This is a genomic window from Nonomuraea sp. NPDC049646 (assembly GCF_044465525.1).
GTDB lineage: Bacteria > Actinomycetota > Actinomycetes > Streptosporangiales > Streptosporangiaceae > Nonomuraea.
The window spans coordinates 828,808-850,330 of the sequence record NZ_JBITLU010000002.1 but is presented as its reverse complement, the minus strand read 5'-3'; the positions used below and the strand labels follow the sequence as shown (position 1 = coordinate 850,330).

The following is a 21,523-nucleotide window of genomic DNA, read 5'->3' as shown; positions in this document are numbered from 1 at the left end:
CGACACTAGAGGGGTAGTCTTGCATCACGCAAGTGCTCCTCTGGGAGGTGAGGTCGCCATGCTCGGCAAGACCTACGACACGCAGGTGTGCTCGGCCGCCAGGGCACTGGAGGTCATCGGCGAGCGATGGAGCCTGCTGATCGTGCGTGACGTGCTGTTCGCCGGGGCGACCCGGTTCGCCGACTTCCAGCGCCTCGGCATCGCGACCAACATCCTGGCCAAACGCCTGGACAGCCTGGTCGAGGCGGGCGTCCTGGAACGGCGATCGAGCAAGGAGCAGCCCGACCGCGGCGGCTATGCCGCGACCCCGAAGGGGCTCGACCTGGCGCCCGTGATCATCGCGCTGACGCAGTGGGGTGATCGCTGGGCGGCGCCCGACGGTCCGCCCATCCTGTACCGGCACACCGGTTGCGGCGGGGCCGTCACCGAGCAGACCACCTGCGGCACCTGCGGTGAGGTCACCGACCTCCGGCAGGTCCACGTCGTCCACGGCCCCGGCTTCCCCGAGGCACTCAAGGCCGCACGCAAGAACCGCCCGGAACCCGCCGGCCCGCGGTGACGTCCCGCTGCCGGACGCCTCAGCCCGACAGCCGGAACCCCCGCCGGACGGACGGCTCAAAAACCCATGCGACCTGCACCCGAAATCATGCTGGGATCGATCCCTATGAACGCTCATTCACTCGTTGACGCCGACCTGCTGGACAGGATGGAGCGGAACCTGGCCGAACACGCCTGTCACCTGCACCGGAGCATGACCGGTGCGGCCGTCACGGAGACCGATGACCTCCTGGTCGCCGACAGCGGCCTGGACGACGACACCTTCAACATCGTCGCCGCGGCCCGCTTCACCGTCGCCGACGCCGCGGCCCGCATCGGCGAGACCGTTCGGACGTCCGCTCGCACCGGCCGCCGTTTCTCCTGGTGGGTGGGGCCCGCCTCGACACCGCCGGATCTCGGTGCCCGCCTGACGGCGGCCGGTCTGCCGCCGTCCGAACGCGAGACGGCGATGTGGGCAGAGCTGGACGGCACCCTGCCGCCGCCCGCCGTCGAAGGACTGGACATCCGAACGGTCGCCACGCCCGAACAGCTCGCCGACTACGCCACGGTTCTGGCCGCGAACTGGGACCCGCCCGCCGACACCGTCCGCCGCTTCTTCGCCCAGGCAGCCCCACAGGCACTGGCCGCGCACTGTCCGGCCCGGTATCTGGTCGGCTACGTGGACGGCCGTCCGGTCTGTTCCGCCGAAGTGTTCCATCACGCGGGCGTCGCCGGCATCTACAACATCTCCACCCTGGCCACCCACCGCCGTCGAGGCTACGGAGGCGCCATCACCCTCGCGGCACTCCATGCGGCCCGCGACCGAGACCATCGCATCGCGGTCCTGCAGGCGTCAGCCGACGGCGAGCCCGTCTACCGCCGCCTGGGCTTCCGCCCCTGCGGCCACTTCACCGAACACCCCATCAACCCCTGAACGCCAGACGCTGGTCACAGCCGCCCGACACCTGTGGCCACCGACCTCTACCCGGCGGGGCGGAGTGGAGCAGCGCGGCCTCGGCTCGTGAGTGACCGCGCCGCCGACTCGTCGCAGATCAGACACGGCCGCTCCGCCCCCTCCCAAGAAGGACGCCGGCCGCCAGCGCCGTCAGCATCGCCCCGCCCACCACGAGTTCCCGGCGCAATCCGCCACGACTCGCACGATAGCGTTCAGCCGTCGCCTCACCCGCCCGGACAGCCTTCTCGTACTCCTCGTCGACGATGTCGCAGAACTGGCGGTCATGCCGACGGCGCGCACCTGCCCGGTACCACGTGCGGTTGGACTCCCAATGCTGCCGACCGATCCTCGACGTGAATCTGGCAGCCATCTGCATTCGCAGCTCTGCTGCCGTCTGCTCCTTGAGGTCGTACATCGTGCGAAAGTGCGCGAGCTGCATGTTGGCGTACACCCACTGCCGTAGATGCTCGGATCTCTGGGCCGTCCCGTCCCATTGGATGCCTTCCACCTGTACTAGGGATGGGTCCTCCATCACGAAGTGCATCAGCTCCAGGTGAAGCATGCGCGCGGTCGCATCCGCGGAGATTCGGGCTGCCCGCACTTGGAATGCCACAGACACGGCCAGCACCAGGAGAGAGGCCGCGGTCAGCAGCGCGACGGCGGAGCCGTAGGCTTCGCCGATGTCGGCGAGTGAGGCCCATTTGACGCCCGTCATTCCGGCGACCTCGTTGAGTGCGAACGGCCATACCAGGAGCATCACCACCGTGGCGAGCCCCGCCACGACGCCGCCGATCCACTTCACGATGGTGCCGGCCATGACTCCCGCCTTCCCAAGATCTCTTCGTTGGGTTCATCAACTCCTGCCCCGCTGGCATTACAGCCGTCAGCACGCGGGCGCGGGCGGCCGGCTGATGGAGGTGAGCGTTGGTCGGTACGGGCACGCTGCTCGGGCCGGCGTCGCCTTCGCGACGCCGAACCCTGATGAGGGAGCCGATGCCGATGATCGCGGCCACAGCAAGGCCGAGGGGGCTGCTGAGCGCAGCGGATTCCGCAGGTGAATCAGATCGTTCTCGCGGGATCATGCCACTTCTTGGCCGCACCACGATGACCGCGCCACCGGCTCAGGCTGCGTCGTACCGCGCTTCCAGCGCCTCTGCCATGCTCGGTCCTACGATGGGGCGGTGGCCGAAACACTGCGTCCCGAGAGTGTTGAACTCTTCGATGTTCGCCGGCTGCGTCTGGTGGAGGTCGAGGCGCCGGCGCCCTCGCCCGAGCAGGAATTGGCCAGGGACTGCATATGGGACGAGTCGGTGAAGGCCAATCCGAGCTTGTTCGACGGCCCTGTGGTGGCGTGTGCGGATTGGGCGTGGGAGGGACCGCGTGGTCTCTTTCTCTCCTGGGCACGGGTGACCTACCGTCACCATGCGTTGCGCCAGGTACCCGGCGCCGTGATCTTGCCGTCGTTGTTCGTGAACGTGGTGCAGCCGGCCGACGACGGGCGTGTTCTGGTGGCGCGAATGTCGTCATCCACGGCTGCTCCAGGACGGTGGCAGCTACCTGGCGGGGCCGTGGAGCCGCCTGAGCACCACGAGGGGCTCGATGAGGCTGCCGTACGTGGCCATGCCGCCCGTGAGCTGGCTGAGGAGACCGGTGTCGTTCTGTCGCCGGCCGAACTGCGCCTGTTGGTTGTCACCCGCGGGGAGAACAAGAGCATCGGCCTGACCTTCCTTGCCCCGCCGCAGCCTGCGGCGGTACTGCGTCAGCGGTTCGAGGCCATGACCGCCGCCGAACGCGCCCTTAGGCGTGTCCCTGAGCTGGACCGGATCGGGCTGGTGCGCTCCCCGACTGAGCTCGCGAACCTGGACGGCCCGCACGCGGATTACCTGGAGCCGGTCATCCGCCGGTACATGGAGGCATCGCGTCTGAGCGATGTCCCCGACAGGATGTAGTCGCCGCCCCGCTTCAGGTGTCGCCGGGGCGCCTCGGTCGCGCATCGCGGTGAGGCCGCGCTGGACGAACCAGTCCAGCGCGGCCAGGCGACGGAGGTCGCATACCCGCGCGTCCCCTGTCGCATGTGGGACGCGTACGACACCATGACAAGGCGGCTCGGCACCAACCACTCAGCACGCCTGCTCGACCACATCCGCGAGCACGGCACCCCCGAGGAGGTCGCCGAACTCGACGCCGTCGAGAGGGAGTTGTCGGAGCGCCGCACCCGCAAAGGGGGCAGGCCCCCGAAGAGCAGCTGACTCCACGGGCAGCACGAGAGCTGCAACGGGCTGCAGCATGAGAGGCGCCGATCGCGTTGAGGCAGGAAGGCCCCGGCCGATGCATGGTCGTCCGGGCCCTGTCGCCCACAGTCAGTCCGCGGACAGCAGTCGTGTCGCAACCAGGTAGGGACAACACGCTCACTCTGTCGCGCGTGCTCCGCCTCGCGACCGCTCCCGGGAGGCGGAGCTCGTGAGATCGCGTGATGTCTCGGCAGCACCGGGCGAGCCGGCCACCCGCGCCGTCGGCCCGTATCCGGTCGCCTGACCGGAACCGGGTGCTGCACCGGAACGGCTGTCGGGATGTCCGGCCTTGGCCGCACTGGTCCACGAGCAGCTCCGGCTGCTCCCACCGTCCCGGGTCGCCCGTCATGCCGCACCACACAGGGAACCCGCCCCGCCCGGCGCCGTCAGTGAAAGCCGCGATCTCGCAGTCGTTGAACGTCACCGCCGGACCGGACGTCGTCGGAGTCGTGGGCGGGGCCGGCCCGGCGGGAGGGGTGAGGTCAGGGGCGGAGGCCAGTGAAGAGGTCTTCCTCGTGGTCGGGGGCGTTGACCTTGTTCAGCTTGCGTTCGAAGGCCTCGTGGGAGAACGCCTGCTGCTGGGCCTCCTCGGGCATGCGGAGGAGGAAGATGTTCTCGCCCTGGCTCTCGTGGGCCTTGAGGGCCTTGAGCTTGCGCTCGACGTAGGGGGTGACGTCGACGACGGCGTCGACCCGCTCGTCGGGGGTGCCGAAGTCGTCGGACGGCTCGAAGCCGCCCAGGTCGACGCCGCTGTCGCGCATCAGCTCGAACATGCGCTTGATCGCCGCCCGGGGGATCGCCGTGTAGTAGAACTTGTCGGGGATGCCGGTCGCCTCGACGGCGGCCACCGTGATGCGGTGGGCCTGCACGTGGTCGGGGTGGCCGTAACCGCCGCCGCCGGTCTCGTCGTAGGTGACGACCACCTGCGGGCGGTAGCGCTCCATCAGCTCGCCCAGCCTGGCGGCGGCCACCTCGACCGGCACGTTGGCGAACGCGTCGGGGTGGTGGTTGGTGTCCCAGCCGTCCATGCCGGAGTCGCGGTAGCCGAGCAGCTCCAGGTGGTCGATGCCCAGGTGCGCGACGGACTCGCGCAGCTCGGCCAGCCGCCGCTCGGCCACCCTGGCGGCGTCGTGACCCTCCTCGCCCGGTTTGACGCCGCCGGTGTCGTCACCCTGCTCGCCGTTGGTGCAGGTGACCAGCACGGTGCGGATGCCCTCGTCGGTGTAGCGGGCGAGGACGCCGCCGGTGCTCAGGCACTCGTCGTCGGGGTGGGCGTGGACGACCATCAAGGTGAGTTCCCGATCCATGAAGGGAACCCTACTCGGCGCGCACGACACTTCCGGCCGCGCGTCCGCGGCGATCATCGCGTCCGCGGAGAGCGGACAGAAGGGGCGGGACGAGCGGCGGCGTCAGGCGCCGGCGATCAGCGTCGCGGCCTTCGCGCGGGCGACGGCGGCGGCCGCGCGGTCGCCCAGCCCGTCGGCCACCGCCGCCTGCTTGAGCCAGTTGAACGGGCTGCACGGCCGCACGCCGATGCGCTCGCTCACCAGAACCCGCGCCAGCTCGTGCCGCCCGCCCCGCAGCGCCGCCTCCAGCAGCGTCTTCTGCACGGCGTCCCGCTGGGCGTGGCTGCCGCCGAACTCGCCGACCCGGTGCCTGATCGGGTGCAGCAGGTCGACCACCGCCGCGAAGTCGCCCCGCCCGTACGCCACCAGGGCCCGGCACACCGGCAACCCCACCCGCAGCGTCATCGCGACGTTGGTGACCCCCGGACGGCACTCCAGCGTGTACGCCTCCCGCGAGGCGATCAGCTTCTCCGCCTCCCCGATCCGCCCGGCCCCCACGTACGACATGACCGCGTGCACGTCGTTGAAGGCGTAGAACGGCTCGGCCACCAGCGGCGGCCACGCGTCGGCCAGGGCCTGCCAGCGTTCGTGCTGGTCGGAGCCCTCCAGCAGGAACCGCCAGAGCAGCGCGGCGGCGTCCAGCAGCTCCATGGACGTGCGCCCGCCGGCGAGCGCGGCGTCGTGCACCTCCAGCGCCCGCCGTGTGTCGCCGCTCTCCAGGGCGTAGAGGGCGTAGTGCCACCAGGTGTGGACGTTGAAGAAGGTGCCGGTGGACCAGTCGTCCAGGCGGGCGTCGAGGTAGCGCACGCCCTCGCCGAAGCGGCCCTGCATCTCGTAGGTGTGCACGACGGCGTGGATGCCCCACACGTCGCGCGGGTTCAGCTCGACGGCGCGCAGGCCGACCTGCTCCGAGCGGTCGTAGTGGCCGGCCTCCTCCAGGCCGAAGGCGTACATGCCGAGCAGGTGGCCGAAGTGCCGGTCGTCCTCGTGCCAGGCGGTGAGCGCGCCGCCGATCCGGTCGCGCAGCGAGCGGGCGTCGCCGGTGAGGAAGTCGAGCTGGTGCCCGGCGGCCAGGGCCAGCGCGTCGCGCGGGTGGGCGACGGCGATCTCGGCGAGCAGCGCGCCGCAGGCGGTCAGGTCGCCGTCGAGCAGCGCCTGGACGGCCGCCACGTGGGCGCGCTCGCGCGGCAGCAGCGACGACTCGTCGGTCCGGCGGCGGAAGGAGGCGAACCGGGCCCGCGCGGCACGGGCGCCGGCCGCCTCGGTGGTCAGCAGGTCGAGGTAGGCGGCCAGCACGTTGCCCATCGGGAAGCCGGGGGAGTCGGCCAGCGCGGCGGCCGTCTCGGCGTCGACCTCGGCCCGGAAGTGCAGCAGCTCGTCGATCGCCCGGTCGTAGTGGCGCGCGGCGGCGGCGCTCGCGCCGGTCATGGCCAGGCCGTGCTGGTCGGTGGTCACCCGGTCACTGTAACCGCGCGACCGGCGGCGGCTCAGGGCGTCGGCGCGCCCAGCGCGCCGACCGGGCAGATCTCATTCGCTCCCGTACGACCCCGCAACCAGCCTTGTCGGAATAAGTCGCCAGCCGTAATGTTTGTGACCGAACAAGGGTGAAGGAGAGCCATGCGCCTGGCAGACGTCGACCTCGCCGACCCCGGCCGGTTCACCGACGGAGTGACCCCGTGGCGCATGTTCGACGTGCTGCGCGAGCAGTCGCCCGTCCACTGGCAGGACGAGCACGGGCACGGCAAGGGCTTCTGGGCGGTCACCAGGCACGCCGACATCGTCGCCGTCGGCCGCGACCCCGAGACGTTCACCTCAGAAGGCTTCACCAACCTGGAGGAGGTGGACGAGCGGCAGGCCGCGATCCGCCGTTCCCTGCTGGAGACCGACGGCCCCCGCCACCACGCGCTGCGGCGGCTGCTGCTGCGCGACTTCTCGGCCAGGACGGTGGCCGGCTACGAGGTGTTCCTGCGCGGCCTGACCGCCACCACCCTGGACGCCGCCCTGCCCAAGGGCGAGTTCGACTTCGTCAAGGAGGTCGCCGCCGACTTTCCGATCAACGTGCTGGCCCGCATGCTCGACGTGCCCGACACCCGGCGGCTCATCGACTGGGGCAACCAGATCATCGAGAACACCGATCCCGAGCGGCTGCGCGAGAGCGAGGAGTTCAAGGACCTGCCCTTCCGCAGCCCGGCCTCCCTGGAGGTCTTCGAGTACGGCCGCGAGCTGGCCGCCCGCCGCCGCGGCGGCCCCGGCACGGACCTGGTGAGCAGGCTCGTCAACCAGGAGCCCGTGGACGGCCTGCCGCTGTCGGACCGCGACTTCGACAACTACTTCCTGCTGCTGGTCGTGGCCGGGAACGAGACGACCCGGCACGCCCTCTCGCACGCCATGCTCGCCCTCATGGAGCACCCCGCCCAGCTCGACCGGCTGCGCGCCGACCCGGCGCTGCTGCCCCGGGCCGTGGACGAGTTCCTGCGCTGGGCCTCGCCCGTCTACCACTTCCGCCGCACCGCCACCCGCGACGTCACCCTGCACGGCCGCCGCGTCGCCGCCGGCGACAAGGTCGTCATGTGGTACGCCTCGGGCAACAGGGACGAGCGCGTCTTCCCCGACCCGTACCGGTTCGACGTGGGCCGGGACGCCGACGAGCACCTGACGTTCGGCCGGGGCGGCCCGCACTACTGCCTCGGCGGCGCGCTGGCCAGGCTGGAGATACGGGTGCTGTTCGAGGAGCTGCTGCCCCGCCTGTCGTCGATCGAGCTGGCCGGCCAGGTGCGCCGGATCCGCTCGAACTTCGTCAACGGCATCAAGGAGCTGCCGGTCAGATGCTCTCCAGGTGCTCCATGACGCGCCTGAGCGAGCCGGCCAGCTCGCGCCGCTGATCGCTGTCGAGCTCCTTGACCACGAACGCCTCCTGCCGGTTGAACTCCGGGAACAGCTCGCGCATCAGCCGCTCGCCGGTCGCGGTGAGCGCCAGCATGACCCGGCGGCCGTCCGTGGGGTGCGGGAAGCGCCGCAGGTGCCGGTAGGACTCCAGGGTCTTGACCACGCCCGTGAGCGTGCCCTTGGAGATGCCCGCCTCGGCGGCGACGTGGCGGGTCTCGCTCTCGCCCCAGATCCACACCACCCACATCACCACGAACCCCGTCCAGGTCAGGCCGGTGTCGCGCAGGACGGTCTGCTCCAGATGGTTGCGGATGGCGGAGGAGGCGCGGTAGACGTTCGACACCGCCCACATGGCCTCGAAGTCGATGTTGAGGCCGCCCAGCCGCTGGCCGATGGCCTCCTCGGTCTGGCGCAACGTGTGGTGTCCCGTCATGGCAGGAAAGTATATTCGGTCCCTAACAATCTTCACGAGCGCCGCTCACGAACGGGACCAAACGACCCGGCCGCCGAACACCGTCAGGTCCACCGGCGCGGCCACGACGTCGTCGTCCGCCGTCGCCGCGCTGACGCACAGGTCGGCGACCTTGCCCGGGGTGAGCGTGCCCTTCCAGCCCTCGGCGAAGTCCTGTCGCGCTCCGGCGATCGTATAGGTGGCCAGGGCCTCGGCGAGCGAGACGCCCTCGCCGTCGCGGGCGACCAGCGCCGCCACGCCCGCCCGCCAGTCCGGCGCGGTCACCGGCGCGTCGGAGCTGCACGCGGTCAGCACGCCCGCGTCGATCGCCGAGCGGGCCGGCCACTCCTGCTCGGCCGCCCGCGCGCCGAACAGCTCGCGCGTGGTGCCCGACTCCACGCGCTGCAGCACCGGCTGGAGGTTGATCCCGTAGCCCAGCTCGCCGAGCGTGGCCAGCGCCTGCTTCGAGGCGAACTGGCCGTGGATCACGTAGTGGCGTGGGTCGGCCCGCGGGTGCTCGCGGGAGATCGCGGCCAGCGCGTCCACGACGGCGTCCACGCCCCGGCTGCCCACCACGTGCACGCCCGCCTGCAGGCCGGCCACGTGCACCAGGCGCAGGATCTCGTCCAGCTCGGCGACCCGCTCGGCGTCCGTGCCGCCGTGCGTGCACAGCGAGCCGTGGCCGCCCGACGGGTACGCCTCCCGCATCCAGGCCGTCTCCGACGGCGGGATCCCGTCGGCGAACACCTTCACGCCCAGCAGCCGGACCAGCCGCTCGTCCACGCCGTCCAGGTCGTCCGGCAGACGGTCGAGGTAGGCGGCGGTGTCGGCGACCGAGGCGCCCGACATCGGGCTCGGCAGGCCCAGCACGCTCACCCGCGCGGTCAGCTCGCCGGCCCGCGCCAGCTCCGCGTACGCGCCCAGCACCCCCGGCCCCATGCCGCCCGCGAACGCCTCCCCGCCGCCCGGCCCGAGGCCCGGCTCGGTGAAGCTGGTGATCCCGGCCCGGTTCAGCTCGGCCACCACCTCGCGCAGCACCCGCCTCAGCCCGCCGGGCGGCGGCGGCACCAGGCGCTGGACCAGGCCCTGGTCCCCGTGGTGCAGCAGGCCGTCGCCGTCGGCGGGCAACCCGGCCAGCCGCAGCGCCGCGGAGTTCGCCCACGTCGTGTGGCCGGAGAAGTCCTGGAGCAGGACGGGGTGGTGGGGGGCGACGTCGTCCAGGTCCGTCCTCGACGGCGACCGGCCCTCGGCCAGCCGGCCGGGGTTCCAGCCGATCCCGCGCACCCACTCGCCGGGGCCGGCGGCGCGTACCGCGGCGGCGACCCGCTCCCGCACCTCGGCGATCGACCCCACCGCCACGTCCACGCAGAACGGCGGGCGGGTCAGGCCGTAGCCGCAGGCGTGCAGGTGGGAGTCGTTGATCCCGGGCAGCAGGACGCGTCCCCGCAGGTCCACCACCTCGTCGGCGCTCCAGCCTGCGGCGTCGCCGACGTGCGCGATCACGCTGTCGCGCACCGCCACGCCGGTCGCGTACGGCCGGGCCGGGTCCATGGTGAGCACCCGCCCGTTGACCAGCAAGAGATCCGCGTTCGTCATGAATCATCTCCCAAATAGGCGCGCCTGAGCGCGGCATCCGACTCGCGCAGCGGCGCGGGGTCGCCGCCGTAGGTGATCGCGCCGTGGGCCAGCACGTACGCGCTGTCGGCCAGGGCCAGGGCCGCGTGCGCGAACTGCTCGACCAGCAGCACCGCGCAGCCCTCGTCGGCCAGCCGCCGGATCACCGGCAGCAGCCGGCGCACGACGCCGGGGGCCAGGCCGAGCGACATCTCGTCCAGCAGCAGCGCCGCGGGACCGGTCCCGATGGCCCTGGCCAGGACCAGCATCTGCTGCTCGCCGCCGGACAGCAGCCCGGCCCGCACGTCGAGCCGCCGCTCCAGCTCGGGGAACAGCTCCAGCGCGCGCCGAGGGTCGCCGGCCAGGGCCAGGTTCTCGCGCGTGGTGAGCGTGGCGAACACGGCCCGGCCCTGCTCCACGTGCGCCAGGCCGTGCCGGGCCCGGCGGGTGCGCGGCCGGCCGGTCAGCGTGGTCCCGCCGAGGACGATGTCGCCCCCGGCGGCCGGCAGCACGCCCGAGACCGCTTCGAGCAGCGTGGTCTTGCCCGCGCCGTTCGGGCCGAGCAGGACGGTGACCTGCCCGTGCGCGGCGGTCAGCGTCACGTCCCTGACCACCGGCCGGCCGCCCCTGGCCACGGTCACGTCCCGCAGCACGAGGTCCATGGGGTCGCCTCCCGTCCGCCCGCTCACGCGGCGGGCTCCTGGCCCAGGTAGGCCCGCAGGACGCCGGGCTCGGCGAACACCTCGGCGGGCGGGCCCTGGGCGATGACGCGGCCGAAGTCCAGCACGGTCACGCCCGTGCACGCCGCCCTGACCAGGTCCAGGTCGTGCTCGATGAGCAGGACGGCGGCGCCGTACCGGGCGGGGACCCGCCGCAGCCAGGCGCCCAGCCGTTCGCTCTCGGCGTGCCCGAGGCCGGCGGCGGGCTCGTCCAGCACCGCGACCGCGGGACGGGCCAGCAGCGTCCCGGCCACCTCCAGCAGCCGCCTGCTGCCCACGTCGAGCGCGGCGATCGGGTCGCCGGGCGCCGCCGTCACCAGCCCGGCCAGGCCCTCGGCCAGCTCGGCGTCGCTGAGGGAGCGGCGCGCGGCGAAGCGCAGGTACTCGCGCACCGACAGGCCCACCGGCACCCGGTCCTGCTGGAACGTGCGGCGCAGCCCGGCCCTGGCGCGCCGGTGGACGGCCGTGCCGCCGCCGGCCCCGGCGACGGCCACGCCGCCGACCTCGACCAGGCCGCCTCCGGCGGGCACGAACCCGCTGATCGCGTCGACCAGGGACGACTTGCCCGCGCCGTTCGGGCCGACCAGCCCGTGCACCTCGCCGGCGAGCACGGTGAGGCCGACGCCGTCCACGGCCACGACCTGGCCGTATTGCACGCTGACGCCCTCGATCCGCAACGCCGGCGGCCGTCCGTCCGGACCGGGCGCGGGAAGCTCGGGCCCGGCCGCGGCGGGCATGCCCGGCCGGTCGCCGGACCTCCGGGAGCGGCGGGCACGGCGGGAGCGCAGGGCGGCGCGCAGGCCGTCGCTCATGCCCGAGCCCTGCGTCATCGCCTGCACCGCGCCCACGGCGAACACGACGTTCGCCCACTGCTGCGGCACGCCGAACCGCCGCAGCAGCTCGCTCACCAGCACGCCCAGCGCGCCGCCGATGAGCGCGCCCTCCGCGTGGTGGGCGCCCGCCATCACGGCCACCGCGTAGGCGACCAGCGACTGTCCCGGGTCGAAGTTGCGCGAGACCACCATGGCGAGCTGCCCGGCCAGCAGCGCCCCCGACAGGCCCGCGATGAAGGCGCTGACCGCGAAGGCGCTCAGCTTGGCCCCCGGCACGCTGGTCCCGGCCGCCGCCGTGGCCCGTTCGGACTCCTTCAGCGCCCGCCACGACGCGCCGAGCCGGGTCCGCCGCAGCACCGCCAGCGCCACCGCCACCAGCGCGAAGACGCCGCAGCAGAACAGGAAGAACTGGCGGTCGGAGGCCAGCCCCGCCGGACGGCCCACCACCACGCCCCTGCTCACGCCGGGGAAGGAGTTGGCGGCCATCACGACGTCCACGGTCGCGGCGAAGCCCAGCGTGACGATCGCCAGGTGCACGCCGCGCAGCCGCAGCGCCGGCAGGCCGATGAGCAGCCCGAACGGCACGGCGGCCAGGCCCGAGAGAGGCAGCCAGACGTACAGGCCGCCGGGGACGCCCCAGACGTTGAGCTGGGCGGTGGTCCAGGCGCCGATGGCGGCGAAGGCCAGCTGGCACAGCGACACCATCCCGGCCTGCCCGGCCACCACGCCGAGGCTCTGCAGCAGCACCCCGGAGATGACCGCCGACATCGCCAGGAACACCCAGTACGCCGGCAGCCCGGCGGCCAGCCCGTAGGCCGCCGCCGCCATCAGGACGCCCGCGACCGCCCACCGCGGCACCGGCCCGTCAGCGGGACGCATCCCACACCTCCCGCCGCCGGCTCCACACGAGGATCAGCAGGATGGCCGCGAACGGCACCACGTCCCGGTACTGCTGCACCACCGCAGACCCCGCGAGCACCCCTTCCAGCAGCCCGAGCGCCAGGCCGCCGGCCAGCGCCCCCGCCAGCCGCCGCAGCCCGCCGACCAGCGCCGCCGCGCAGGCGGGCACGATGAGCATGCTCAGCGACAGGATGTCGCTCGACCGCACGGGCGCCACCACCAGCAGCACCAGCGACGACAGCGCGCCGGCCAGGGCCCACACGGCCACGGTGAGCGCCCGGGTGCCGATGCCCAGCAGCTCCGTGGTCACCGGCCGCTCGGCCATGGCGCGCAGGCGCAGGCCGAGCGGCGTCCGGGTGAGCAGCAGCCAGGTGCCCGCGCCGATCACCACGGCCAGGGCGAGCAGCACGACCGCGCCCTGCGTCACCACCACCCCGGCCAGCGTGGCGACGCGGCCCGCGGCCGGGTTCGGCAGCACCCGCGGCTCGTCGCCGAAGGCGATGTAGGCCAGCGCGATGATCCCGATCAGCTGCGCGATCGACACCGCGGTACGGGTCTGCGGCCCGCTCTCGGCGAACCACCGCGTCATCACGAACCCGCACCCGGCCGACACCAGCGCCCCCGCCGCCACCCCGGCCAGGGCCGCCGCCCAGTACGGCCACCCCGTCCCGGTGAGCGCGGCCATCACGTACACCCCGGCCACGCCGGTCGCCGCGACGGCCAGGTTCACCGTCGCGGTCAGCCGGTACATGGCGGTGAGCAGCAGGCCGAGGGCGGCGAACGTGCCGCCCGCGGCCAGCCCCGAGACCAGGCCCTGGAACATCAGCCGAGCGTCCCGGGGTAGCGCACCCACTCGCGGGTGACCACGTGCCACGCGCCGCCCCTGAGCTGGACGATCTTGCCGGCCCGGTTGGAGAAGTGCCTGGCGGCCTGCCCGAACGCGTACGGGGTGCCGGTCATCGGGCTCTGGACGGGCTTGAGCGCCTGGAAGGCCGCCGTCACCGACTCCCGGGTGATCGGCCCCTTGATCGCCTTCAGCGTGTCCACGAAGTACCTGGCCGCCAGGTAGCCGCCCTGCCCGAAGGAGGTCAGCGGCACGTTCTTCGAGGTCATGAGCGTGCGCCAGTCCTTGAGCGCGGGCGAGTCGGCCTCGGTGAACGGCTCGAACTCGGCGTTGGCGTACATGCCGTCCCCGTCGGCGCCCAGGGCCCTGGCGACGGCCTCGGTGTAGGGGGCGGTGGTCATCAGCCAGTCGATCCCGCTGACGCCCTGCTGCTTGACGACCTTCATCCAGGAGATCGCCATCGGCTCGGTGCCGTTGTACAGGACCGCCTGGCAGCCCTCCCGCCGGGCCCGCAGCACGAACGGCGTCGGGTCGGAGTCCGGCTTGACCGTGCGGTCGTCCAGGGTGAGCTTCTTGCCGGTGAGCGCGGTCCAGCTCTTCACGGCCCCGCCGTAGGCGTCGTTGGTGTTGCCGAGGATCGCCAGGAACATGCAGACCTTGTCCCGTTTGAGCACCTCGGAGGCGTAGTAGAGGTTGATCGCCATGTTGAGGTACGGGCCGGTGTTCACCGGGGAGATCGCCGGGGACTCGAAGCAGGTCGGGTCGACGCCGGTGCCCTGGACGGAGACGATGCGCGACTGCTGGTAGAAGGGGGCGTTCACGGCGCAGTCGAGCAGGCTGGCCGAGCCGACGAGCGCCACCACGCCCTGGTTGGTGACGACGTCCCGGGCGGCCTGGGCGGCGGCGGCCGGGTCGCCCTTGTCGTCGGCGCCGACGTACTCGATCTTGTGGCCGTTGACGCCGCCCTGCTCGTTGACCCGGTCGAAGACGGCCTTGGCGGCGGCCGAGGAGTCGGGGAAGGTGACCGCGCCGCTCAGCGAGCTGACGCCGCCCACCTTGATGACGCCGGCGGCGCCGGAGGAGGCGGCCGGCGGGTCGTCGGACAGGCCGCACCCGGCGGCCACAAGCAGGGCGGCGAGCGGGACGGCGAGTGCCCTCATGGGGATCATGGGCGACCTCTCTGCGGATTTTGGAGGGATCGTAAGGTGCCAAACGATTGGGTTCAAGAGCTAGCTTGATGGAGATCGTTCGGGTATGAATGCAAGATGAAGCAACCGCGCATGCAACTCGTGCTGTCCGAGAACTGGACGATGACCTCGGCCCGCGACCTGCCGGTGCTGGTCCGGTGGGCGCGTGAGGCCGAGGACGCCGGGTTCGACTCGGTCATGATCAGTGAACACATCGTGCTCGGCCCCGACGCCGGCGCCCGGGGCCGCATGGCCAACCCCCGCGAGTACGCGATGCCCGGCAACCAGGACCCGTTCACGCCGTGGCCGTACTCGCTGGGCCTGCTGGCGGCCGTCGCCTCGGTCACCACCCGGCTGCGCCTGGCCGCCGCCGCGGTGCTCGCCCCGCTGCGCCACCCGCTGGCGCTGGCCCGCGAGCTCGGCACGCTCGACCTGCTGTCGCAGGGCCGGCTCGTCGTGCTGCCCACCGTGAGCTGGAGCCGCGACGAGTACGCCGCGCTCGGCGTGCCCTTCGAGCGGCGCGGCGAGCTCCTCGACGAGCACCTGGAGATCTGGGAGCTGCTCTGGCGGGACTCGCCGGTCAGCTACCACGGCCGGCACTACCGGTTCGACGAGGTGTACTTCGAGCCGAAGGCGTACCGGGAGAGCGGGCCCGCGCTGTGGTTCGGCGGCGCGCGGATGAGCGGCCACCTGCTGCGCCGGATGACCCGCTGGGGCAGCGGGTTCAACCCGCTCGGCTACCCGCCCGCCGAGGACATGAAGGCGCTGGCCGACGGCATGAAGGCGGCCGGTCGTGACATCGGCGAGCTGGAACTGGCCGGCGGCACGCGGGCCGTCTTCCCCGACGCCGTCTCCTGCGCGCCGCTCGGCCCCGCCCTGGAGCACATCCCGGCCCGGATGGCCGAGGGGTACACCACGTTCTGCATCAAGCCGTCGCAGTTCATCGACGACCCGGACGGCGTGGGCGCGTTCTGCCGCGAGGTCATGCGCCGCGTGGGGGAGCTGACCGGCTGAGGACGTCGCGCGGCCGGCCCTCATCCGGCCGCGCGACGGGATCATGGGACGAGCGCCTCCCGGACCAGGGCCGTGTCGGTGAACTGCTCGAACCGGGTGGCCACGCCGTCCTCCAGGTGCCAGACGTGGGTGAAGCGCGCCTTCATCGACTTGCCGGTGGCGCGGTAGGTGCCGCTGTAGTGGCCGATCACGACGACCACGTCGCCGCCGTCCACGAACTCCTCCGGCTCGGCCTGGTAGCCGTCCCACTCGCTGCCCAGCTTGGCGAACACCTCCGACAGCACCTGCTGCGGCCCCACGTACGTGCCCGCGTACGGGAAGCCGGCCATCTCCGTCCACCGGGCCGCCGGGCCCAGCAGGGACACGATGCCGTTCACGTCGCCGGCCGCCGAGGCCGCGTAGGAGGCGCGTACGGCGTCGAGATTGTCGCTCATCTGTGTTTCTCCTCAGACCGGTTCCTCACCGGCCGGATAGGTGACCTGACCCAGCGGCTCGATGTGCGCGCCGCCGGGGGAATGGTGGATCTCGCCCTCGCCCGACAGGCCGAAGAAGGTGCCGACCGTGCGCAGGGCCGTCCAGTCGTAGAGCCAGGTGGCCGCGACCGGGATGCGGAACTCGCGGAAGGCGAACACGTACAGGCCGTCGGCGATCTTCCAGGCGGCCGACAGGTCGACGTCGCCATGGCCGCGCTGCGCGCCGGCCAGGCACTGCCAGGCGTAACGCTCGGAGCTGAGGTAGACGTGCTCGTAGAGGTGCTCGGGGCTGTAGCGGTACAGGGCCCGCCGGCCGATCAGCTCGCGGGTCGGCGCGGGCGGCTCGCCGGTGACCTCCCGGCCCTCGATCACGCCGGGCGTGAACGTCTGCGACACCCGCGGCTGCCCCGGGACCGGCTCGGGCGCGATGACCGAGACCACCCGCAGCGCCCGGCCCGTGCTGGTGTGCAGGACGGTGACCGTGTACTCGCGGGGCCGCTCGGCGTGCGCGCGGCCGACGTAGAACAGGTCCTCGCGCATGGCCACGGCCTCGTACGGCTCGGCGGGGCCGCCGTCGGCGTGCACCTTGTAACGACCGGCGAAGGCCAGCGACGTCTTGCTGCCGTCGTCGAAGGTGAGGTCGATCTCGGTGCCCGCGAGCGCGTACGTGGCCGGAAGGCGGTTCGTGGCGATCCCGGGCGCGAAATCGTCCATGTTCTTCCAACCGGCAGGGCGATCGGTCATGGCCGCTCCTTCCTCCACGAATTCGTCTATGAAATCATATAGCTTCCCGTTGCAAAGGAGTAGGCGATGAGGCTCAAGGGAAAGGTCGCGCTGATCACCGGGGCGGGCACCGGCATCGGCGCGGCGACCGCCCGCAGGTTCGCCGCCGAGGGCGCCTCGGTCATGCTGGCTGGCCGCCGTCCCGGGCCGCTGGCCGAGGTGGCCGCGGACCTCGGCGACGCGGCGGCCGTGACCTGCGCGGACATGTCCGACACCGGCCAGGCGCGGGCGGCGGTCGAGGCGTGCCTGGGCCGCTTCGGCGGGCTCGACGTGGTGGTGGCCAACGCGGGCGGCCACGGGGGCGGGCCGGTCGGAGAGACCGACGACGCGTCCTGGCGGCTCAGCCTCGACGCCAACCTCAACACCTGCTTCGTGACCTGCCGGGAGGCGCTGCCGGCGCTGGTGCGGTCCAAGGGGGCGATCGTGGTCGTGTCGTCGATCGCGGGCCTGGCCGCCGGCCCGGCCGTGTCCGGATATGTCACGACGAAACATGCGCTCATCGGCCTCACCCGCTCGATCGCCCGCGACTACGGGCCCCAGGGCGTCCGGGCCAACTGCCTGTGCCCCGGCTGGGTGCGCACGCCGATGGCCGATGAGGAGATGGACGTGCTGGTCGCCCGCGACGGCATCACCCGCGACACCGCGTACGAGCTGGTCACCAAGGACGTGCCGCTGCGCCGCCCGGCCACCGCCGACGAGATCGCCGCGATCTGCCTGTTCCTGGCCTCGCCGGACAGCGCCGTCATGACCGGCAGCGTGGTCGTCGCCGACGGCGGCGCCACCGCCGTTGACCTGCCCACCCTCGCCTTCGACTGATCGGCGACGCCTAGAACGCCGTTTCCCGGGCAAAGGGGAGTTCTTCCGCAAACCCCCAGGAGGAACGGTGAGCACCGCACAGAGCGCGGGCCGCGACGCCATGGACGCGGGCCGCGAGGCCAAGAACGCGGCCCGCAGAGCAGCCGACAGCCCGGCGATGACCACGCTGGCCCGCATCGGACTGGCCTGCCGCGGCGTGCTGTACGCGCTGATCGGAGTGCTGGCGTTGCAGATCGCCTTCGGCGACGGCTCCCGCCAGGCCGACAAGTCGGGAGCCATCACCACCATCGCCGGACTGCCCTTCGGCCAGGTGCTGCTGTGGATCATGACGGTCGGCTTCGCCGGGCTGGCGCTGTGGCAGGCGTCGGAGGCGCTGTTCAGTCACCGCAAGGCGAGTGACCGCGCGCAGTCGGCCTTCCGCACCGGCGTGTACGTCCTGATCTGCGTGACCCTGCTGAGCGTGCTGCTGGCCGGTCAGGCCAAGTCCGACGACAAGCAGTCGCAGAACCTGACGAGCAAGCTGCTCGACCTGCCCGGCGGCCAGATCATCGTCGGCCTGATCGGGCTCGGCATCGTCGCCCTCGGCATCTACTGGATCCACGAGGGCGTCACCAAGAAGTTCGAGCGCGAGCTCGACCTCGGCCGCATGTCGCCCAAGGCCCGCAAGGTGATGGAGCGGCTCGGCCAGGCCGGCTACATCGCCCGCGGCGTGATCACCGGCGGCGCCGGCGTCTTCGTCGGCTACGCGGCGGTCACCTTCGACCCCGACAAGGCGGGCGGCATCGACGCCACCCTGCGGCGCTTCGCCGACACGCCGGTGGGGCCGTGGCTGCTCGCGGTGGTGGCGCTCGGGCTGCTGCTGTTCGCGGGCTACTGCTTCGGCGAGTCCCGCTGGCGCCGTACCTGACGCGTCCCGAGCGGCGCACTGGCGGCGGGTCCCCGGCAAGGGGGCCCGCCGCTTCGCGTGCGCGCCCCGGTCGGCAGGGGCGGCCGGGAGGGGACCCGGTCAGGAGGGGCGGCCGGTGACCACCGCGCGGCCCATCGCCGGGTCGTCGCAGAACGCGCCGTCGATGCCCAGCTCGACCAGCCTGCTCAGCCAGCCGGCGACGTCGCCGGTGGCCCGCCCGAAGACCGGGGCGGCCGGGTTCCCCCTGCGGTAGTCGGCGGGCAGCTGGGAGTTCTCGTTGCGGATCGTCCACACGTGCACCTCCAGCCGCCTGCGGTGGGCGTCCTGGACCAGCGTGGTCGGGGGCAGCGTCGCGCCCGCGGCGTCCACCGGGACCACCCGGCGGGTGTCCACGCCGATCCCGGCGGCGTACCGGGCCACCTCGCGCAGCCCGTCGGGGGTCACCATGTCGTCGTAGGTGCGGGTGCTGCCGGCGGCGACCCAGTCGTAGGGCGCGCCGCCGTAGGTGATGAGCTGGATGAGCGGCAGCCGCGTCCGTCCGCGCAGCTCGCGCAGGTTCGCCGTCTCGAAGGACTGGATGTACGCCTTGCGCACGCGGTACCGGTTCAGCACCTCCAGCAGCGGATCCTCCAGCGACAGGCCGATCGAGTCGAAGTACGTCGGGTGCTTGGTCTCGGGGTAGACCCCGACGCCGTGCCGCTGCGCGAGCCGGACGACCTCCTCGAACGTCGGGATCTCGGCCAGCCCGTCGAAGGCGGTGTTGTCCGGCCGCAGGTCCGGCACGCGTTCCTTGGCCCGCAGCGTCTTCAGCTCGGCCAGCGTGAAGTCCTCGGTGAACCAGCCGGTGACCGGCCGGCCGTCCACGGTCCTGGTGGCGCGCCGATCGGCGAACTCGGGGTGGGCGGCCACGTCGGTCGTGCCGGAGATCTCGTTCTCGTGCCGGGCGACCAGCACGTGGTCCTTGGTGGAGACGAGGTCGGGCTCGATGTAGTCGGCGCCCATGGCGATGGCCGCCTCGTAGGACAGCAGCGTGTGCTCGGGCCGGTGGGCGCTGGCGCCCCGGTGACCGATCACGACGGGGGCCTGGCCGCGGCGCTCGGCCGTGGCGGATGGCGTCTGGGTCAGCACGACAGCGACCGTACCGCCGGCCAGGACGGCGGCCAGCACGCTCGCGAACAACCTGCGCGTCGTCATGCGGGCACGGTAGACCGCCGAGGTGGCCCGGACGTTACGCCCGGGCGCACAGTGAAGGACGTGGCGGGACGGGTTCAACCGAGGCCGAAGCGGGGGATCGGCAGGTCCTCGGTGGCGACGTGCACGATGTGCGCCTCGGTGTAGACGTCGATGCTGTACCGGCCGCCCTCCCTGCCCAGGCCGCTGGCCTTCACGCCGCCGAAGGGCGTGCGCAGGTCGCGGATGTTCTGGGAGTTGATCCAGAGCATGCCGGCCTCGACGGACTGGGCCAGGCGGTGGGCGCGGCGCAGGTCGCTGGTCCACACGTAGGCGGCCAGGCCGTACCGGGTGGCGTTGGCCAGCGCCAGGGCCTCCTTCTCGGTGGCGAAGGGGGTGACGCAGACGACCGGGCCGAAGATCTCCTCCTGGAAGATGCGCATCGCGGGCGTCACGTCGGCGAAGACCGTGGCGGCCAGGAAGTTGCCCTCGGGCAGGCCGTCCGGGCGGCCGCCGCCGGCCACCAGGCGGGCGCCCTCCTCGACGCCGGCCCGCACGTACGACATGACCCGCTCGTAGTGCTCGGGGTGGATGAGCGCGCCCAGCTCGGTCGCCAGGTCGTGCGGCGGCCCGACGCGCACCCGCGCGGCGCGCTCGGCGAGCCGGGCCACGAACTCCTCGTAGACGGTGTCCTGGACGAGCACCCGCGAGCTTGCCGTGCAGCGCTCGCCGTTGAGCGAGAAGACGCCGAAGACGGCCGCGTCGAGCGCCCGGTCCAGGTCGGCGTCGTCGAAGACGAGCAGCGGCGACTTGCCGCCCAGCTCCATCGACAACGTCTTGAGGCCGGTGGCGGCGTCGCGCATGATCGTCTGGCCGGTGGCGGTCTCGCCGGTGAAGGAGATCACCGGCACGTCGGGGTGGGCCACCAGCGCCGCCCCGGCCCGCTCGCCGATGCCGTGGACGAGGTTGAACACGCCGGTCGGCAGCCCGCCCTCCTCCATGATCTCCGGCAGCAGGCTGGCCGACAGCGGCGACCACTCGGCCGGTTTGAGCACCACCGGGCAGCCGGCCGCCAGGGCGGGCGCGAGCTTCCAGGTCTCCAGCATGAACGGCGTGTTCCACGGCGTGATCAGCCCGGCCACCCCGACCGGCTTGCGCACGACGTAGTTGAGCTGGGCCGAGCCGACGCGGTAGACGTCCTCGCCCAGGCTGCTGATGACGTCGGCGAAGAAGCGGAAGTTGTGCGCCGCCCGCCGCGCCTGGCCCCTGGCCTGGGTGATCGGCAGGCCGGTGTCGCCGCACTCCAGCTCGGCGATGCGCTCGTCGCGCGCCTCGATGGCCGCCGCGATGCCGCGCAGCACCGCCGCCCGCTGCTCGCCCGGCATCCGCGGCCACGGCCCGTCGGTGAACGCCCTGAGCGCGGCGCGCACGGCGAGGTCGACGTCCTCGGCGTCCCCGGAGGCGACGGTCAGCGCGGGGCGGTTGGTGGCGGGTTCCAGCGAGGTGAACGTCTGGCCGGACACGCTGGGCACGTGGGCCCCGTCGATGTAGTGCTCCAGGTTCAACGGGCGATCTCCTTGCACTGGGACGGCGGCCCCCCGGCCACGGGTGCGATCGATCCCCTGTCGGACGTGCGGCCGGATCGCCGTCTCATGGCACTCCTCCTCCGCCCCGCCACGATGACTGCCCAGGTGGAAGGCCCAGCGGAAGGCCCCTCGCAACCCCGTCAAATCGTATAGGACATCGTCGATGATACATGGGGAACCTATGGACAGAAATATCTGATGTCGTACATGA

The 21,523-nt window shown here is 72.5% G+C and carries 21 protein-coding genes; 8 read left to right on the top strand and 13 right to left on the bottom strand.

Going from position 1 to position 21,523, the window contains the following annotated elements; translation table 11 throughout:
* The first annotated feature begins 58 nt into the window (after positions 1-58).
* Positions 59-559, top strand: a complete 501-nt coding sequence (locus ACIBQ8_RS08770) for a winged helix-turn-helix transcriptional regulator (protein WP_397173618.1) — start codon at positions 59-61, stop codon at positions 557-559.
* A 66-nt stretch (positions 560-625) separates the two neighbouring features.
* A complete protein-coding gene (locus ACIBQ8_RS08765) occupies positions 626-1,471 on the top strand; it encodes a GNAT family N-acetyltransferase (protein WP_397191604.1) in 846 nt (281 codons plus the stop codon).
* A 118-nt stretch (positions 1,472-1,589) separates the two neighbouring features.
* Here the strand turns inward: ACIBQ8_RS08765 and ACIBQ8_RS08760 are convergent, their stop codons facing one another.
* Positions 1,590-2,309 (bottom strand): DUF6082 family protein, encoded by a 720-nt coding sequence (locus tag ACIBQ8_RS08760; protein ID WP_397191603.1) that lies wholly within the window; start codon positions 2,307-2,309, stop codon positions 1,590-1,592.
* Positions 2,310-2,673: 364 nt separating this feature from the next.
* Here ACIBQ8_RS08760 and ACIBQ8_RS08755 point away from each other — a divergent pair, with 364 nt between their 5' ends.
* Together ACIBQ8_RS08755 and ACIBQ8_RS08750 are read left to right on the top strand one after the other, a co-directional pair.
* A complete protein-coding gene (locus tag ACIBQ8_RS08755; protein WP_397191602.1) occupies positions 2,674-3,441 on the top strand; it encodes an NUDIX hydrolase in 768 nt (255 codons plus the stop codon).
* 144 nt (positions 3,442-3,585) lie between these two features.
* Complete coding sequence (locus ACIBQ8_RS08750; RefSeq protein WP_397191601.1) at positions 3,586-3,741, top strand: hypothetical protein; 156 nt, start codon at positions 3,586-3,588, stop codon at positions 3,739-3,741.
* A 524-nt stretch (positions 3,742-4,265) separates the two neighbouring features.
* Here ACIBQ8_RS08750 and ACIBQ8_RS08745 read toward each other — a convergent pair.
* Positions 4,266-5,090, bottom strand: coding sequence for a PIG-L family deacetylase (locus tag ACIBQ8_RS08745; RefSeq protein ID WP_397191600.1), 825 nt, complete (start codon positions 5,088-5,090; stop codon positions 4,266-4,268).
* 102 nt (positions 5,091-5,192) lie between these two features.
* Positions 5,193-6,584 (bottom strand): tetratricopeptide repeat protein, encoded by a 1,392-nt coding sequence (locus ACIBQ8_RS08740; RefSeq protein WP_397191599.1) that lies wholly within the window; start codon positions 6,582-6,584, stop codon positions 5,193-5,195.
* A gap of 162 nt (positions 6,585-6,746) precedes the next feature.
* Between ACIBQ8_RS08740 and ACIBQ8_RS08735 the strand changes: the two genes are divergently transcribed.
* The gene (locus tag ACIBQ8_RS08735) at positions 6,747-7,976 is read left to right on the top strand and encodes a cytochrome P450 (RefSeq protein ID WP_397191598.1); all 1,230 of its coding nucleotides are present in this window, start codon (positions 6,747-6,749) and stop codon (positions 7,974-7,976) included.
* Here the strand turns inward: ACIBQ8_RS08735 and ACIBQ8_RS08730 are convergent.
* From ACIBQ8_RS08730 to ACIBQ8_RS08705, 6 genes are read right to left on the bottom strand one after another with little or no spacing between them, the layout of a single operon-like run.
* The gene (locus ACIBQ8_RS08730) at positions 7,951-8,448 is read right to left on the bottom strand and encodes a MarR family winged helix-turn-helix transcriptional regulator (protein ID WP_397173626.1); all 498 of its coding nucleotides are present in this window, start codon (positions 8,446-8,448) and stop codon (positions 7,951-7,953) included. The two genes, ACIBQ8_RS08735 and ACIBQ8_RS08730, sit on opposite strands and share 26 nt — an antisense overlap.
* A 45-nt stretch (positions 8,449-8,493) precedes the next feature.
* Complete coding sequence (locus ACIBQ8_RS08725; RefSeq protein WP_397191597.1) at positions 8,494-10,062, bottom strand: amidohydrolase; 1,569 nt, start codon at positions 10,060-10,062, stop codon at positions 8,494-8,496.
* The gene (locus ACIBQ8_RS08720) at positions 10,059-10,769 is read right to left on the bottom strand and encodes an ABC transporter ATP-binding protein (protein WP_397173630.1); all 711 of its coding nucleotides are present in this window, start codon (positions 10,767-10,769) and stop codon (positions 10,059-10,061) included. Before ACIBQ8_RS08720 ends, ACIBQ8_RS08725 begins: the two co-directional genes overlap by 4 nt.
* Entirely contained in the window at positions 10,766-12,511 is a 1,746-nt protein-coding gene (locus tag ACIBQ8_RS08715; protein WP_397191596.1) for an ATP-binding cassette domain-containing protein, read from the bottom strand. The genes ACIBQ8_RS08720 and ACIBQ8_RS08715 overlap by 4 nt, the downstream gene beginning before the upstream one ends.
* Complete coding sequence (locus ACIBQ8_RS08710; protein ID WP_397191595.1) at positions 12,498-13,355, bottom strand: branched-chain amino acid ABC transporter permease; 858 nt, start codon at positions 13,353-13,355, stop codon at positions 12,498-12,500. Before ACIBQ8_RS08710 ends, ACIBQ8_RS08715 begins: the two co-directional genes overlap by 14 nt.
* A complete protein-coding gene (locus ACIBQ8_RS08705) occupies positions 13,355-14,545 on the bottom strand; it encodes an ABC transporter substrate-binding protein (RefSeq protein ID WP_397191594.1) in 1,191 nt (396 codons plus the stop codon). The genes ACIBQ8_RS08710 and ACIBQ8_RS08705 overlap by 1 nt, the downstream gene beginning before the upstream one ends.
* A gap of 96 nt (positions 14,546-14,641) precedes the next feature.
* Between ACIBQ8_RS08705 and ACIBQ8_RS08700 the strand changes: the two genes are divergently transcribed.
* On the top strand, positions 14,642-15,577 hold the full coding sequence (locus ACIBQ8_RS08700; protein ID WP_397191593.1) for a TIGR03619 family F420-dependent LLM class oxidoreductase: 936 nt from the start codon (positions 14,642-14,644) through the stop codon (positions 15,575-15,577).
* A gap of 41 nt (positions 15,578-15,618) precedes the next feature.
* On the opposite strand, the gene ACIBQ8_RS08695 is transcribed toward ACIBQ8_RS08700, so the two are convergent.
* Both ACIBQ8_RS08695 and ACIBQ8_RS08690 read right to left on the bottom strand, forming a co-directional pair.
* A complete protein-coding gene (locus tag ACIBQ8_RS08695) occupies positions 15,619-16,011 on the bottom strand; it encodes a nuclear transport factor 2 family protein (RefSeq protein WP_397173640.1) in 393 nt (130 codons plus the stop codon).
* Positions 16,012-16,023: 12 nt separating this feature from the next.
* Positions 16,024-16,794, bottom strand: a complete 771-nt coding sequence (locus ACIBQ8_RS08690; protein WP_397173642.1) for a MoaF C-terminal domain-containing protein — start codon at positions 16,792-16,794, stop codon at positions 16,024-16,026.
* Positions 16,795-16,860: 66 nt separating this feature from the next.
* On the opposite strand from ACIBQ8_RS08690, the gene ACIBQ8_RS08685 reads away from it, so the two are divergent.
* Both ACIBQ8_RS08685 and ACIBQ8_RS08680 read left to right on the top strand, forming a co-directional pair.
* The gene (locus ACIBQ8_RS08685; protein ID WP_397191592.1) at positions 16,861-17,649 is read left to right on the top strand and encodes an SDR family NAD(P)-dependent oxidoreductase; all 789 of its coding nucleotides are present in this window, start codon (positions 16,861-16,863) and stop codon (positions 17,647-17,649) included.
* A 67-nt stretch (positions 17,650-17,716) separates the two neighbouring features.
* A complete protein-coding gene (locus tag ACIBQ8_RS08680) occupies positions 17,717-18,556 on the top strand; it encodes a DUF1206 domain-containing protein (RefSeq protein WP_397173645.1) in 840 nt (279 codons plus the stop codon).
* A 99-nt stretch (positions 18,557-18,655) separates the two neighbouring features.
* Here ACIBQ8_RS08680 and ACIBQ8_RS08675 read toward each other — a convergent pair whose 3' ends face one another.
* Together ACIBQ8_RS08675 and hpaE are read right to left on the bottom strand one after the other, a co-directional pair.
* The gene (locus ACIBQ8_RS08675) at positions 18,656-19,750 is read right to left on the bottom strand and encodes a glycerophosphodiester phosphodiesterase (protein WP_397191591.1); all 1,095 of its coding nucleotides are present in this window, start codon (positions 19,748-19,750) and stop codon (positions 18,656-18,658) included.
* A gap of 74 nt (positions 19,751-19,824) precedes the next feature.
* Complete coding sequence (gene hpaE, locus ACIBQ8_RS08670) at positions 19,825-21,291, bottom strand: 5-carboxymethyl-2-hydroxymuconate semialdehyde dehydrogenase (protein WP_397191590.1); 1,467 nt, start codon at positions 21,289-21,291, stop codon at positions 19,825-19,827.
* Between the last annotated feature and the right edge of the window lie 232 nt (positions 21,292-21,523).